At 29.3% G+C, this 15,447-nt stretch carries 9 protein-coding genes; 5 read left to right on the top strand and 4 right to left on the bottom strand.

The features are described 5' to 3' along the window. Positions 1 to 32: 32 nt before the first annotated feature. The 4 genes from SY27_RS02960 (at position 33) to SY27_RS02945 (ending at position 6,333) form a co-directional block, all read left to right on the top strand. Positions 33 to 3,113, top strand: coding sequence for an efflux RND transporter permease subunit (locus SY27_RS02960; protein WP_045967251.1), 3,081 nt, complete (start codon positions 33 to 35; stop codon positions 3,111 to 3,113). Position 3,114: 1 nt separating this feature from the next. Continuing rightward, entirely contained in the window at positions 3,115 to 4,422 is a 1,308-nt protein-coding gene (locus SY27_RS02955; protein WP_045967249.1) for a TolC family protein, read from the top strand. A gap of 42 nt (positions 4,423 to 4,464) precedes the next feature. After that, positions 4,465 to 5,328, top strand: coding sequence for a bestrophin family protein (locus SY27_RS02950; RefSeq protein WP_045967243.1), 864 nt, complete (start codon positions 4,465 to 4,467; stop codon positions 5,326 to 5,328). 78 nt (positions 5,329 to 5,406) lie between these two features. Further along, a complete protein-coding gene (locus tag SY27_RS02945) occupies positions 5,407 to 6,333 on the top strand; it encodes an AraC family transcriptional regulator (RefSeq protein ID WP_082084291.1) in 927 nt (308 codons plus the stop codon). Here the strand turns inward: SY27_RS02945 and SY27_RS02940 are convergent. After that, positions 6,330 to 6,716, bottom strand: coding sequence for a DUF779 domain-containing protein (locus SY27_RS02940; RefSeq protein WP_045967241.1), 387 nt, complete (start codon positions 6,714 to 6,716; stop codon positions 6,330 to 6,332). The genes SY27_RS02945 and SY27_RS02940 overlap by 4 nt on opposite strands. A gap of 57 nt (positions 6,717 to 6,773) precedes the next feature. After that, a complete protein-coding gene (locus SY27_RS02935; RefSeq protein WP_045967239.1) occupies positions 6,774 to 8,279 on the bottom strand; it encodes an aldehyde dehydrogenase family protein in 1,506 nt (501 codons plus the stop codon). Between the two features lie 247 nt (positions 8,280 to 8,526). Here SY27_RS02935 and pheT point away from each other — a divergent pair, with 247 nt between their 5' ends. After that, positions 8,527 to 10,956 carry a phenylalanine--tRNA ligase subunit beta gene (gene pheT / locus SY27_RS02930; protein WP_045967238.1) on the top strand — a complete coding sequence of 810 codons (2,430 nt, stop codon included), beginning with the start codon at positions 8,527 to 8,529 and terminating at the stop codon, positions 10,954 to 10,956. 77 nt (positions 10,957 to 11,033) lie between these two features. On the opposite strand, the gene SY27_RS02925 is transcribed toward pheT, so the two are convergent. Together SY27_RS02925 and SY27_RS02920 are read right to left on the bottom strand one after the other, a co-directional pair. Further along, positions 11,034 to 13,109, bottom strand: coding sequence for a T9SS type A sorting domain-containing protein (locus SY27_RS02925; protein ID WP_045967237.1), 2,076 nt, complete (start codon positions 13,107 to 13,109; stop codon positions 11,034 to 11,036). Positions 13,110 to 13,364: 255 nt separating this feature from the next. Next, positions 13,365 to 15,380, bottom strand: coding sequence for a T9SS type A sorting domain-containing protein (locus SY27_RS02920; protein ID WP_369793051.1), 2,016 nt, complete (start codon positions 15,378 to 15,380; stop codon positions 13,365 to 13,367). Positions 15,381 to 15,447 lie beyond the last annotated feature (67 nt).

Raw genomic sequence — 15,447 nt, 5'->3', positions numbered from 1 at the left:
CAATTAAGAAGTTTACTTAAATAAAAATTCACATGAGCCTATCTACATTAAGTATAAAAAGACCTGTTTTAACAATAGTATTGAATCTTGCCATAATACTATTTGGCTTCATTGGTTATAAATTTTTAGGAGTAAGAGAATATCCTTCTATAGATCCAGCCCAAATTTCAATTCGAACAAATTACACAGGTGCTAATGCAGATATTATAGAATCTCAAATTACAGAACCATTAGAAAAAGCCATAAACTCTATTGATGGAATTCGAAACATAACTTCCTCTAGTAACCAAGGAAGTAGTTCTATTACGATCGAATTTAATCTAGAAAAAGACTTAGAAGAAGCTGCTAATGATGTTAGAGATAAAGTATCTCAAGCTATACGAAATCTGCCCGAAGACATTGATTCCCAACCTATAGTTTCAAAAGCAGATGCTAATAGCGAAGCCATTATATCCATGACCGTTCAAAGTGAAACTCGAAATGCACTTGAACTAAGCGATTATGCCGAAAATGTCATAGGACAACGTTTAGAAACAATTCCAGGAGTAAGTGGTATTCAAATTTGGGGACAAAAACGTTATGCCATGCGATTGTGGATTAACCCAAACAAACTATCATCTTATGGTATAACCGTTTCTGATGTTAGAAAAGCCTTAAACGAACAAAATGTAGAATTACCATCAGGTAAAATCACAGGAAATAATACAGAATTAACCGTAAAAACCCTTGGAAACCTATCTTCAGCAGAAGAATTCAATAACATTATAATTCGTTCCGATGGAGAAAAAATAATAAGACTAAGCGATATAGGATACGCAATTCTAGGTCCTGAAAACATTGAGACGCAACTTACACAATCTGGCAAACCACTTGTAGCAGTAGCAATAGTGCCACTTCCTGGAGCGAACTATATAGATATTTCAGATGCTTTTTATGAAGAATTTGAAAAATTAAAAAAGGATTTACCAAAAGACATCCAATTAAACATAGCGATTGACACAACTGTTTTCGTAAAACGATCAGTAACCGAAGTAGCAGAGACCCTATTAATATCTATTATATTAGTAATTCTAATCATTTATTTATTCTTTAGAAACTGGGCAATAGCATTTCGTCCATTAATTGATATTCCTGTTTCCTTAATAGCTACCTTTTTTATAATGTGGTTATTTGGTTTCTCTATTAATGTATTAACACTATTAGCTATTGTTTTAGCAACAGGTTTAGTCGTTGATGATGGGATTGTAGTAACAGAAAATATCTTCAAAAAGGTAGAAGAAGGAATGAGTCCTATTGAAGCAGCGATAAAAGGCTCCAATGAAATCTTTTTTGCCGTAATTTCCATATCTATAACACTAGCAGCGGTATTCTTACCTGTTATCTTTTTAGAAGGATTCGTAGGAAGATTATTTCGAGAATTTGGAGTCGTCATAGGAGCAGCAGTACTTGTTTCAGCTTTTGTCTCATTAACATTAACACCTATGTTAAATGCCTATTTAATGAAAGGTGGTGAACAAAAAAGAACTAAATTTTATGATATAACCGAGCCCTATTTTGAAAAACTAAACTCAGGCTATGCAACTTATTTAGAAAGATTTGTAAAACACAAATGGATTAGTTTTGCAATTATAATATTCTGCTTTGGTTTAATATATCTATTCTTTAATGTTATTCAAAAAGAAACAGCACCTTTAGATGATCGAAGCAGTTTCGTCATGAGAATGTCAACTCCAGAAGGAGCTACTTATGAATACACAGATAGATTTATGCAAGAAATATCGCAATTAGTAGACGATTCTATACCCGAAAAAAAAGTAAGTCTTGTAATATCATCACCTGGATTTGGAGGCTCGTCGTCAGTAAACAGTGGTTTCATTAGAATATCATTAAAAGACCCTAGTGAAAGAGAACGCTCTCAAATGGATATTGCTGATGAATTATCTAAATGGACAAAAAAATATGTTGATGTTAAAACCTCTGTAATCCAGCAGCCTACTATATCTGTAAGCAGACGAGGTGGTTTACCCATACAATATATTATTCAAGCTCAAAACTTTGAAAAACTACAAGAAAAAATTCCAGTTTTTATGGAAGAGGCAGCTAAAGATGAAACATTTTCCATGGTAGATGTAAATTTAAAATTCAATAAACCTGAAATCAATGTTACTATTGACAGAGAAAAAGCCAAAAGTTTAGGAATTTCAGTTATTGATATTGCACAAAATCTACAATTATCACTTAGTGGTCAACGTTTTGGCTATTTCATGAAAAATGGAAAACAATATCAAGTAATCGGACAATTTTTACAAGAAGACAGAGCGAGTCCATTAGACTTAACCTCAATTTTTGTTAAAAATGATAAAGGAGAATTAATCCAAATGGATAACGTGGTTTCAATTGAAGAACAAAGCAATCCTCCACAACTCTATCACAATAACCGATACATGTCTGCAACAGTAAGTGCTGGTTTAGCGCCTGGAAAAAGTATAAATGATGGAATTGAAGCCATGAATACAATAAAAACCAAAGTGTTAGACGATACATTTACAACCGATTTAGGGGGAGAATCTAGAGACTTTGTAGAAAGTAGCTCAAACACCTCTTTTGCATTTGGACTAGCTTTATTATTAATCTTTTTAATATTAGCCGCTCAGTTTGAAAGCTTTATTGATCCATTCATCATCATATTAACAGTTCCAATGGCAGTTGCAGGAGCATTATTTTCACTATGGTTATTTGGGCAAACATGGAATATTTTTAGTCAAATTGGAACCATTATGCTAATTGGACTAGTAACAAAAAATGGAATTTTAATTGTAGAATTTGCTAATCAACTTCGGGAACAAGGAAAATCAAAGTATGAAGCTATTATTGAAGCCTCAGAAGCTCGTTTGCGACCTATTCTAATGACAAGTTTAGCCATTGCTTTAGGAGCTTTACCAATAGCCCTATCATTAGGAGCAGCTTCAGCTAGTAGAATGGGAATGGGTGTTGTAATCGTAGGAGGAACTTTATTTTCATTAGTACTTACCTTATTTGTTATTCCAACTATTTATTTATTATGGTCTAAACAAAGGAAACATCGCCCTGAATTTGATAATTTAGAAAAATAAAATGATGCCTAATATTTTAAAATACATACTCCTTTTTTCTTTTAGTTTTCAACTTCAAGCACAAGAAACATTAACTCTTGAAAGCGCTATAAAAATAGCATTAGAAAACAATTATGAAATTAAAATTGCAACAAATAATTTAAAGATTGATGAAACCAATAATAATTTAGCTAATGCTGGCTTACTTCCATCTATAAATGCAACCTTAACAAATAATAATAGTCAATTAAACACAAGTCAAACTCAAGCAGATGGTTCAGTAAGAACACTTAACAATGCTAAAAATTTCAATTTAAATTATGGAATAGGATTAGATTGGACTATTTTTGATGGATTGAGAATGTTCGTAAAAAAAGAACAACTTGAAGTGTTAGAACAACAAGGGAAAACAGAACTTCAAGCTTCAATACTATCAAAAATAAGCGATGTGTATCTTACTTACTATGACTTAGTACAACAGCAACAAGTAATGGCATCAATTGATAGCGCAATTGTTATTTCCAATCAAAGACTCACAACAGCTCAAAATCGATTTACCATTGGAAAAGCATCAAAATTAGAAGTGCTAAATGCTCAAGTAGATTTAAATACTGACAAAAGCCTTTTATTAAAGCAAAAAGAAATTTATAAAACAACCAAAATTAAACTCAATGAACTATTAGCCAGAGAAGTTCAAACCGATTTTAAAGTCATTCAAGATATACTTATAGAAGAAGATCTAAATTATGAAGAACTAAAGGAAATGGCTCTACAACAAAATCCACAATTACAAACCCAAATTTTATCAAAAAAACTAATTGATTTAAATTTGAAAAACGTAAAAGGAAACCGTTATCCTACAGTCCGATTAACTTCTGGTTATAACTTTTCTCGCTCAGAAGCTTCATTAGGTTTTATTACACAATCATCTGGACAAGGTTTTGTTTACGGTATTTCGGCTAGTATTCCTGTTTTCAATGGTTTTTTACAAAATAAAAATGAAAGAGCAGCCAAATATGAAGTAGAAAACGCTACTTTTCTATTAGAACAACAAAAAGTAACATTAGAATCGCAAATTGCTTCCTTATTTGCAAGTTATGAAACCAACTTAGAATTAGTAAAAGTAGAAGAACAAAACGCTGAAATTGCAAAACAAAATCTTGATATTACATTAGCAAAATTTAAAATTGGAACCATTACTACAATAGAATTTAGAACTGCACAACAAAATTTCATAGAAGCTTCTGTGCGCTATTCAAATGCACAATATCAAACAAAATTATCAGAAATTAACCTAAAAGAACTAGCAGGAACACTAAGCTTAAATTAATTTGTTAATTTTGTGTTTTTAAAAATAAACCTTACTAAAAATATGGTACAATATAACCCAAAAGACTGGATTACTTTTATATTCAGATTTCATAAATCAGATACTTTTAGAACCTTAATTCCAATGATGATTACCATTGGTTTATATTCTTATGCTGTAGCTTATTTAGAAATAGAATATTGGAAACTATCCGAAGCTAGTCATGTAAAAAACATTACCATAATGCATGGAATGTTAGGTTTCGTAATCTCCTTACTATTAGTTTTCAGGACAAATACAGCTTATGACCGTTGGTGGGAAGGAAGAAAGCATTGGGGAGCATTAGTAAACAATAGCAGAAATTTAGCTTTAAAATTATCAGCCATATTAAAAGATGAAAATGACAGAGCCTTTTTTAGAAAAATAATTCCTAGCTACGCATCTATGTTGCAAAAACATTTAACAGATGATAAAACTGCAAAAATGCTTTTTGATGATTTAGAACTACAAATCGACCAACACAAACATCGTCCTAATCAAGTAGCAAAAATGCTTATTCAAAAAATTAATGATTTACACACAAGTGGGAAAATTTCAGGAGATCAATTAATTATAATTAATCATGAAATGCAATCTTTTACAGATATTTGTGGAGCTTGTGAACGAATCAAAAACACACCCATTCCCTACTCTTACAGTGCTTTTATAAAGAAATTTATTTTCTTTTATATCATGACATTGCCATTTGGTTATGTATTCAATTTAGGATATTATGTAATTCCTGTTGTAGTTTTTACCTTTTATGTTTTAGCTAGTTTAGAACTTATTGCCGAAGAAATTGAAGATCCATTTGGAAATGATGCAAATGATTTACCAACAGATAAAATAGCAAGTAATATTAAAAAACATGTTGAAGAAATTCTTTAGAAACCTATTTTTTAGAGAATTTTAATACTATAATATCATATAATTTCTTAAATTGGAGTTCCAAATTTTTATAGTATTATGTCAATAAAAACATTACTTGATAAACCCTCACTTACACATGAAAAATCATTAAAAACATTAGTGGAAAATAGGACTATTTTCTCATTAGACCATTGCGAATTAAACATTTTTGAAACCTATAAAAAATCGGATTTAGTACCTCTAAAATTTAATGATTTAGTAGTAACAAGTATGTTAAGAGGTAAAAAAGTAATGCATTTATTTGATGAACCAAAGTTTGAATATTTACCTGGTGAAACTGTAATAGTTCCTTCAAATGTTGAAATGAAAATCGATTTTCCAGAAGCATCAAAAGAAAACCCAACACAATGTATTGCTTTAGCTATTGATAACAAAGTAATAACAGATACTCTTTCTTTTTTAAATGAAAAATATCCAAAAGAAGGGAAAAACAATTTATGGAAATTAGATCATGAAAACTACTTCTTTTATAACAATATAGAATTAGCCAATACAATTAACAAACTTATCAAAGAATGTATGGGTACGTCTATTACAAAAGATGCTCTTGCTGATTTGACCTTGCAAGAATTAATAATACGAATTATTCAAACACAAACGGTTAAACGTTTTAATAATTCGAAAACTATAAACATTGATAGTCCTATTGTAGCCAGTATTGAATATATCAAAAACAATATTCAAAATCCAATACAATTAAAAGATTTATGTGAAAAAGCATGTATGAGTACTACTTCCTTTTATAGAAATTTTAAGAAAGAGCTAGGAATAAGCCCTATTGAATACATATTAAACGAAAAAATAAAATTTGCGAAAAAATTACTAAGCAATCCTAAAATTCAAATTAACGAAGTTTCTTATGCAACCGGATTTGAAGACTGCAACTATTTCATTCGATTATTTAAAAAATATGAAGGTGTAACACCAAAACAGTATCAACTAATGAATTTTACAGCTGATTAATCATACGTATTTAATCGAATCTCTTCTAAATTATTCAATTCATCTTCATTAAAAATTCTATATTTTACAATAAATGTCTTATTATAAGGTGTTTCTAACGAAAACCCACCTGCTCCTATTCCATCCATAACATCTAAAGTAAAATGGGCATGTTTCCAATATTCAAATAAATCTTTATCAATCCAAAAATCAAATCCTATAATTTGACCAATGCAGACATCATTCGTTCTTGGAAAAAAAGTACCTTTTTCAAAGCACTGTGGTTGTGTACCTTCACAACATCCACCTGCTTGATAGAACATCAAATCTCCAAATTTAGTTTTTAAATTTTCTACTAATTCTAAAGCAGTATCAGTAACATCTAATCTTTTAATTTTTTCCATAAATTACTCATTTAATAATAAGCCCAGTTTTAAAAAACTGGGCTTAAAAATCTCTTATTAAAAGAACCCTAGTTTATTTTTATCATAAGAAATTAACATATTCTTAGTTTGACGATAATGATCTAACATCATTTTATGATTTTCTCTACCAACTCCAGATTGTTTATAGCCTCCAAATGGTGCTCCTGCTGGATAAGCATGATATTGATTTACCCAAACTCTTCCTGCTTTAATAGCTCTTGGAACCTGATATAATTCATGTGCATCACGAGTCCAAACACCTGCTCCTAAACCATATATGGTATCATTTGCAATTTCTAAAGCTTCTTCTGTTGTTTTAAATGTTGTTACTGCTAAAACAGGACCAAAAATTTCTTCTTGAAAAATGCGCATTTTATTATGTCCCTTAAATACGGTTGGTTGAATGTAATAACCTTCACTTAACTCACCTCCTAATACATTTTCATCACCACCAATTAATAATTCTGCTCCTTCTTCTTTTCCTAATTTTAAATAAGACATAATCTTATCTTTTTGCACTTTTGAAGACTGTGCTCCCATCATAACTGTTGGATCTAAAGGATTACCTATTTTAATTGCAGCAACTCGTTGCAAAACACGTTCTATAAACTTATCATAAATGTCTTCATGAACTAATAATCGAGATGGACAAGTACAAATTTCACCTTGATTTAGACAATATAGAACAGCTCCTTCTATTGCCTTATCTAAATAAGCATCATCATGATCCATTACTGAAGGGAAAAAGACATTCGGTGATTTTCCTCCTAACTCTAAAGTAACAGGAATAATGTTTTCAGTTGCATATTGCATTACTAAACGACCTGTTGCTGTTGAACCTGTAAAAGCAGCTTTAACTACTTTAGGATTGGTTACTAAAGCTCTTCCCAATTCTGCTCCAAAACCATTAACAACATTTAAAACTCCCGCAGGCAATAAATCACCTATTAATTCCATTAAAACTAATATAGAAATTGGAGTATTCTCTGCTGGCTTTAAAACCACACAATTTCCAGCAGCTAAAGCTGGAGCTAACTTCCACACTGCCATTAAAATTGGGAAATTCCATGGAATAATTTGAGCAATTACACCTAAAGGTTCATTTACAATTAGAGAAACAGTATTCTCATCTAATTCACTTAACGAACCTTCCTCTGCTCTAATAACACTAGCAAAATATCTAAAATGATCAATTGCTAAAGGTAAATCAGCAGCTAAAGTCTCTCTTACTGCTTTTCCATTATCTACAGTTTCCACTGCGGCTAAATATTCTAAATTATCCTCCATAATCTGAGCAATTTTATTTAACAAATTACTCCTTTCTGTGGATGAAACACGACTCCATGATGTAAATGCTTCACTAGCAGCATCAACAGCTAAATTTAAATCTTCTTTTGATGAATGAGCAGCTTGCGTAAAAACTTTTCCATCAATTGGAGAATAAACATCAAAATATTGTCCTGAAGCTGGAGCTACAAATTTACCTCCAATATAATTATCATACTTTTCTTTAAAATTTGGTCTCTGAATTAAATTACTCATAATTTTATTTTTTTTGATTCTTTCCAAATTTAATTTCAATACCTAATTATTAATAGCACATTTTATCCATTTTATAGCACAAATTTGATATTAAAGCTATTTTAACGTGTTTTTTTTACAAAAAACATAAAAATACTACTATAAAAAAGTTAAATTATCAATAAATAAGAAAAAGGATTTTACTAAAAATATATTTTAAACTAAAAGCTACAATACTTATCTTTGCAACTTTAAAATTCGATACAAAATGCGTATTTCATACAATTGGTTAAAACAATTCATTAAAATAGATTGGAATTCAGAGGACACATCTTCTCTACTAACAGACCTAGGACTAGAAGTAGAAGGCGTTGACAAGTTTGAAAGCTTAAAAGGAGGATTAGAAGGTATTGTTGTAGGACATGTATTAACATGTGAAAAACACCCTGATGCAGATAAATTAAAAATCACAACTGTTGATTTAGGTGATGGAAAAGAACCTGTTCAAATTGTTTGCGGTGCACCAAATGTAGCTGCTGGACAAAAAGTTCCTGTAGCAACTATAGGAACCAAACTATACGATAAAGAAGGAAACGCTTTTGAAATAAAGAAAGGAAAAATAAGAGGTCAAGAAAGTTTCGGAATGATTTGCGCTGAAGATGAACTAGGACTTGGAGAAGGTCATGATGGAATTATGATTCTTAACGAAGATCTTAAGCCTGGAACATTAGGGAAAGATGTTTTTGATGTAGAAACAGATGAAGTTTTCGAAATTGGTTTAACTCCAAATCGTGCCGATGCGATGAGTCATTTTGGAGTAGCAAGAGATTTAAAAGCTGGGTTAGTACTTAAAGATAAAATTATTGAATTAATAACTCCATCTGTAAGTAATTTTAAAGTTGATAAACGTACTCTGAAAGTAGATGTTTCTGTAGAAGATGACAAACTAGCTCCACGCTATTGTGGTGTTACCATTTCTGATATTACAGTGAAACCTTCTCCGTCATGGTTACAAAATAGATTAAAAGCAATTGGGTTAACTCCAAAAAACAATATTGTAGACGTTACTAATTATGTATTACATGAATTAGGTCAACCATTACATGCTTTTGATGCTAATAAGATAAAAGGAAACAAGGTAATCATTAAAACAGTTGAAGCAGGAACAAAATTCACAACACTTGATGATGTAGAACGTACTTTAGATGCAGAAGATCTAATGATTTGTCATGCAGATGGACCAATGTGTATAGCTGGCGTTTTTGGAGGAAAAGATTCTGGAGTTAATGAAAATACAACTGCTATTTTCTTAGAAAGTGCTTATTTTAACCCTGTTTCTGTAAGAAAAACAGCTAAAAGACATGCTTTAAATACTGATGCTTCTTTTCGTTTTGAAAGAGGAATAGACCCTACAATAACATCTTATGCTTTAAAAAGAGCTGCATTATTAATACAAGAAGTTGCTGGTGGAGAAATAACATCGGATATTGTTGACATTTACCCTAAGAAAATAGAAGACTTCCAAGTATTCTTAAATTTTGAAAAAGTTACAAAAGTAATAGGAGAAGAATTACCGAAAGAAATAATCAAAAAAATATTAGTTTCTTTAGATATTAAAGTTACAAACGTTACTGAAGCTGGTTTAGGATTAGTTATTCCTTCTTATAGAGTTGATGTTCAAAGAGAAATAGACGTTATTGAAGAAATTCTAAGAGTTTACGGTTACAATAATATTAAATTTACTGAAAAGTTAAATGCTACAATTGCAAATTCTTCAAGAACAGAAGAATATAAAGTACAAAATATTGTTGCAAATCAACTATGCTCATTAGGCTTCAATGAAATGATGGCTAATTCTTTAACAACACCTAATTATATTAAGCTATCTGAAAATTTAAAAGAAGAATTCAATGTAATAATGTTAAACCCATTAAGCAACGATTTGTCTGCAATGCGTCAATCTATGTTATTTTCTGGTTTAGAAGCTATTTCATTCAATATAAATAGAAAACGTGGCGATTTAAAATTATTTGAATTTGGGAAAACCTATCATAATTTACCTTCTGGATATGAAGAAAATAAGCACCTTACGTTGTTTGTAACAGGAAATAGAACAGAAGAAAATTGGGTTCAAACTCAGCAAAAATCTGATTTCTTCTTATTTAAAGGATATATAAACTCTATTTTATCAAGAGTTGGTTTAGATAGTAAAATATCTAGTTTACCAGTAGAAAATGATATTTTTTCAGAAGGAATTAGTTTAGCTATAGGAAAAGAAGTTATTGTAGAATTTGGAACTGTTAAGAAATCAATTTTAAAACACTTTGATATTAAACAAGAAGTCTTATATGCTGATATTAATTGGGGAAAAATTCAAAAATACGTTTCTAACAAAATTAAGTTTACTGATATCCCAAAATACCCTGAAGTACGAAGAGATTTAGCCTTATTATTAAACAATGCAACAACCTTTGAAGAAGTTTATAAAATTGCTAAACAAACTGAAAAGAAGCTATTAAAAGATATTAATCTTTTTGATGTATACCAAGGTAAAAACTTACCAGAAGGTAAAAAATCATATGCTGTTAGTTTCATTATTCAAGATGAGAACAAAACCTTAAATGATAAGGAAATTGAAAAAATCATGTCTAAACTACAAACTAATTTCGAAAACCAATTAGGAGCTAGTTTGAGATAAGACTAATATAATCTATAAAAAAACTCGTTTAGAATTTCTAAACGAGTTTTTTATTGAATTATTTATACAAAAGAAAATTATTCCTTAATAAACTTAGTATTTGAGTTTCCTTTTTCTGTATTCACTTTTACAAAGTAATTTCCTTTAGTTAAATTAGAAACATCAACTGATTTCGTTGCATTTGGAACTGTTAATACAACTTGACCTAACATATTATAAATTTCAACCGATTGGATAGCAATATTCTCTTTTGAATTGAAATTTAAAACATCTTGAACTGGATTTGGATATAATGTGAATTTCGAACCAAAATCAAAATCTTGTACACTCAAAGCTTGAATAGCTGTAGTATAAGTATTTGTTGTAACCGGAAAATTATAATCAAAATAAATATTGGCATCATTTGAAAAAGTATCACCAACAACTAAATTTGATCTTGTTTTAATTTTAAAAGCTACAAAACCATCATTTGTAGCATCATTAAAATCTAAATTGATGTTTTCAAAAATAAATTCTACTTTATTATCCTTAATTCTTGTATAATAATCATGGCTTCCTTTTAATGGAACTAAAGTGGTTAAATCAAACATAGATAAATCAATCATATCTTTGACTACAACATTTTCAGCAGAATATGTTCCTGTATTTTCAAAACGAATTAAATAATGAACATATTCGCCTATCATATCTGGAGCAATCGTTTCTCCTTCTAAACACGTTATATCATTTGGATCATAAGAACCTACAACTGTTTGGTTTAATGTAAATTCATTATCATTTGGTGTTTCGTCTGTGTTTGAAGTTGAAATAACAGCAGAATAATTTAAAATATCACCATTATTAATAGCTGGAGTTTCCATTGGAGAATTTACATTCAAAACGACTTCAATTTCTCTCGTTTCAAAAGGTTGTAAATTGCTATAATTCCAGGTAAAAGTATTTACTGTTTGACTTTCAAAAACTGGATTAGTAGAAACATAGTCTAAAACTGTAGCATCATAAGTAAATGTAATTGTTCCATTTTCTACTTCTGTACCTTTATTTCTATACGAAATTTTATAATGTGCATCAAAACCTGGTCTTGCAGCAATTCTTGTTATAATAATTGCTTCAACATCAGAATAGACACCGTTTGAAATAATACAAAAATCTTTTAAAGCAGGATTTACCTGTGTAGGAAAATCTACTGTTATATTTACTGGAGAAATAGTAAAATAACTCGGATTTTCAAGGTTTGGTGTCAATATATGTGTCCCAGCATCTACAGGAATATTAAAATTACCTGAACCATTAGCAATAAAACTACCTGTATTTGTTCCGTTTGCAATTGAAAAATTAAGATTAGGATATAAAGAGTCATCAACATCGCAACCATTACCATTAAAATCATATTTTATATTTCCTGTAATCTCATAATATGTTCCTCCTGGTGTGAAATCGCAATAACTATTTATATTACAATTAGTATATCCAAAACTATCAACAGTATTTTGAATCCATGAAATATCCTCTTCATTTGCACATATATATGCCAAATTGGGAGTATTTTCAGAATATACATCAATTAGAGATGGATTATTGTTTTTCAAATTCAAATAAATCAACTGAGTTTCTGAACAATTTAACTTTCTTAAATTTATTAAATTAGAAAAATCTAGTGACGTAATTGGATTATTTTTACAATCCAAGGCAACTAAACTAGACAAACTAGAAACATCTAACACAACTAATTGGTTAATTGAACAACTTAACTCTTTTAGGTTAATCAATCCAGTAACATCTAATGATGTCAATTGATTAGCACCACAATGCAACGTTTTTAAATTTATTAAATTAGAAACGTTTAATGAAGTCAATTCATTAGTAAAACAATTCAATCCTGTTAAACTAATAAAATTTTCTATTCCTGTTAAATCTGAAATATTAGAATTATTAAGATTTAAATAACTTACTTCTTCTGCTTCAATTACTTGTATTTCTCCATCATCATTTGCATCAATTTTAAACCATTCTCCAGTTAAGTCTTTTGCAATAGTATTTCCTTGATTAGCAGTTAATAACTTAGCTTTAAAATTAATGTCAGGTAAATTTACATTTTGGGCACACATAAAAAATCCTGATAAAATCGTAAATAAAACGTATTTTTTGTTCATAAATATTAGATTTGGATGCACAAATGTACTTTATATTACGAATAACTCAACATACTGTATTTCCAACTAATCCTACAAAATTCAATATTTAGCTACTCGAAAAGGAATGAATTAACTCAAAAAATGCATTTAAAATAATTTATAGAATGAGTTTTAAAAAAGAATAAAAAAAATACTACTATAAAAAGAAAAAATCCCAATTCGATCAGAATTGGGATTTAAATAAAATTTAACGTTTTTTTAATAAGTAAAAAACTATTTTTTTACAAATTTGGTATTCGAACTACCTTTTTCTGTATTCACTTTTACAAAATAATTTCCTTTAGTTAAATTAGAAACATCAATTGATTTCGTTGCATTTGGAACTGTTAATACAACTTGACCTAACATATTATAAATTTCAACCGATTGAATAGTTATATTCTCTTTTGAATTGAAATGCAATACATCTTGAACTGGATTTGGATATAAAGTAAATTTTGAACTAAAATCGAAATCTTGTATACTTAAAGCCTGAATCGTAGTCGTGTAAGTATTTGTTGTAATTGGAAAATTATAATCAAAATAAATATTGGCATTATTTGAAAAAGCACTTCCAACAGTTAAATTAGATTTTGTTTTAATTTTGAAAGCTACATAACCATCATTTGTAGCATCATTGAAGTCTAAATTGATGTTTTCAAAAATAAATTCTACTTTATTATCCTTAATCCTAGTATAAAACTCATGACTTCCTTTTAATGGGATTAAAGTAGACAAATCAAATTTAGTCAAATCAATCATGTCTTTTACCACAACATTTTCAGCAGGATAAGTTCCTGTATTTTCAAAACGAATTAAATAATGTACGTACTCACCTATCATGTTTGGACCAACAGTTTCCCCTTCTAAACACGTTTTGTCATTTGGATCATAAGAACCAACCACGATTTGATTTAATGTAAATTCATTATCATCAGGAGTTTCATCTGTATTTGAAGTTGCAATAGTAGCAGTATAATTTAAAACATCATCAATATTAACTGCTGGAGTTTCCATTGGAGAATTTACATTAAAAAACACTTCAATTTCTCTAGTTTCAAACGGTTGTAAATTGCTATAATTCCATGTATAACTATTTGTTGTAGCACTATTAAAAACAGGATTTGAAGAAAGATAATCCAAAACGGTATCTTCAAAAGTTAAAGAAACACTTCCATTTTCAACTTGATTTCCTTTATTTCTATACGAAATTTTATATTTAGCATCAAAACCAGGTCTTGCAGGAACTGTTGGCAAAATAACTACTTCAACATCTGAATGAACTCCATTTGCAGTAACACAAAAATCTTGAGTAAATGGGCTTGCTTGTGTTGGAAAATCAACCGTAAGACTTGTTGGAGAAATATTGAAATAGGTTGGGTTTTCTAAATTTGGAGTTATAGTATGAGAACCTTCTTGAACTGGAATAGAATAAAAGCCTGTAGAATTTGAAATATATGCTCCTACTAAATTTCCATTTATAAAATGATTAAAATATAAATTTTCATAGTCAACATCTAATATATCACAACCATTCAAGTTATTATCAAGTCTTGCTTCCCCTTCAATTAAAAAATATTCCCCACCAGGAACAAATGAACAGTATGAATTTATCTCACAATTATTATAACCATAACTTTGTATCTTATATCGAAGATCAGGAATTTGATTTTCATTCGCACATATATATACTAAATTTGGACAATTTGAAAAAGTTGTTGCAGTAATTATTTTTGTGTTTTTAATTGAAATAAAAGTTAATGGATTATATGAAAACCATAAACTAACCAGCTCATTATTTGAACTTAAATCAATTGTAACAAATTGATTACCTGAAAATGCTAAATGCTTTAATTTAATATTTTGGCTCAAATCGATAGTAGTTAATTGATTACCAGAAAAGCTAAACGTTTCTAATAAAATATTTTGATTTACATCTATATCAGTTAATATATTTCTAGCACAATCTAAGTTTGTCAGATTATTGAAATAATTTAAACCATCAAGATTAGCAATATTTGAATCAGTAACAGCTAAGTAACTAACCTGTAAAGCTTCACTCTCTTGAATCTCACCATCATTATTAGCATCAATTTTAAACCATTCTCCAGTTAAGTCTTTTGCAATAGTATTTGTTGAATTTGCACTCAACAGTTTCGCTTTAAAATTAGCATCTGGAATATTAACAATCTGTGCATGTACATGCAATCCGAACAAAACAAATAGTAAAAAGTATAATTTCTTCATCATATAAATTTAAGTTAACAAAAATAGTAGAAATTATTAAGATAATTCTTTATTTCTTTCTCTTGTTAAC

The sequence above is a fragment of the Flavobacterium sp. 316 genome (assembly GCF_000967805.1).
In the GTDB taxonomy this organism is placed as follows: Bacteria; Bacteroidota; Bacteroidia; order Flavobacteriales; family Flavobacteriaceae; genus Flavobacterium; species Flavobacterium sediminilitoris.
Note: the sequence above shows the minus strand (reverse complement) of the source record. Positions and strands in the feature narration are given on the sequence as shown.

Excerpts from the sequence above, each read along its gene's own strand:
- SY27_RS02945 (WP_082084291.1), top strand. The coding sequence starts at position 5,407 with ATGTCAATAAAAACATTACTTGATAAACCCTCACTTACACATGAAAAA.
- SY27_RS02950 (WP_045967243.1), top strand. The coding sequence starts at position 4,465 with ATGGTACAATATAACCCAAAAGACTGGATTACTTTTATATTCAGATTT.
- SY27_RS02920 (WP_369793051.1), bottom strand. The coding sequence starts at position 15,380 with ATGATGAAGAAATTATACTTTTTACTATTTGTTTTGTTCGGATTGCAT.
- pheT (WP_045967238.1), top strand. The coding sequence starts at position 8,527 with ATGCGTATTTCATACAATTGGTTAAAACAATTCATTAAAATAGATTGG.
- SY27_RS02955 (WP_045967249.1), top strand. The coding sequence starts at position 3,115 with ATGATGCCTAATATTTTAAAATACATACTCCTTTTTTCTTTTAGTTTT.
- SY27_RS02935 (WP_045967239.1), bottom strand. The coding sequence starts at position 8,279 with ATGAGTAATTTAATTCAGAGACCAAATTTTAAAGAAAAGTATGATAAT.
- SY27_RS02940 (WP_045967241.1), bottom strand. The coding sequence starts at position 6,716 with ATGGAAAAAATTAAAAGATTAGATGTTACTGATACTGCTTTAGAATTA.
- SY27_RS02925 (WP_045967237.1), bottom strand. The coding sequence starts at position 13,109 with ATGAACAAAAAATACGTTTTATTTACGATTTTATCAGGATTTTTTATG.
- SY27_RS02960 (WP_045967251.1), top strand. The coding sequence starts at position 33 with ATGAGCCTATCTACATTAAGTATAAAAAGACCTGTTTTAACAATAGTA.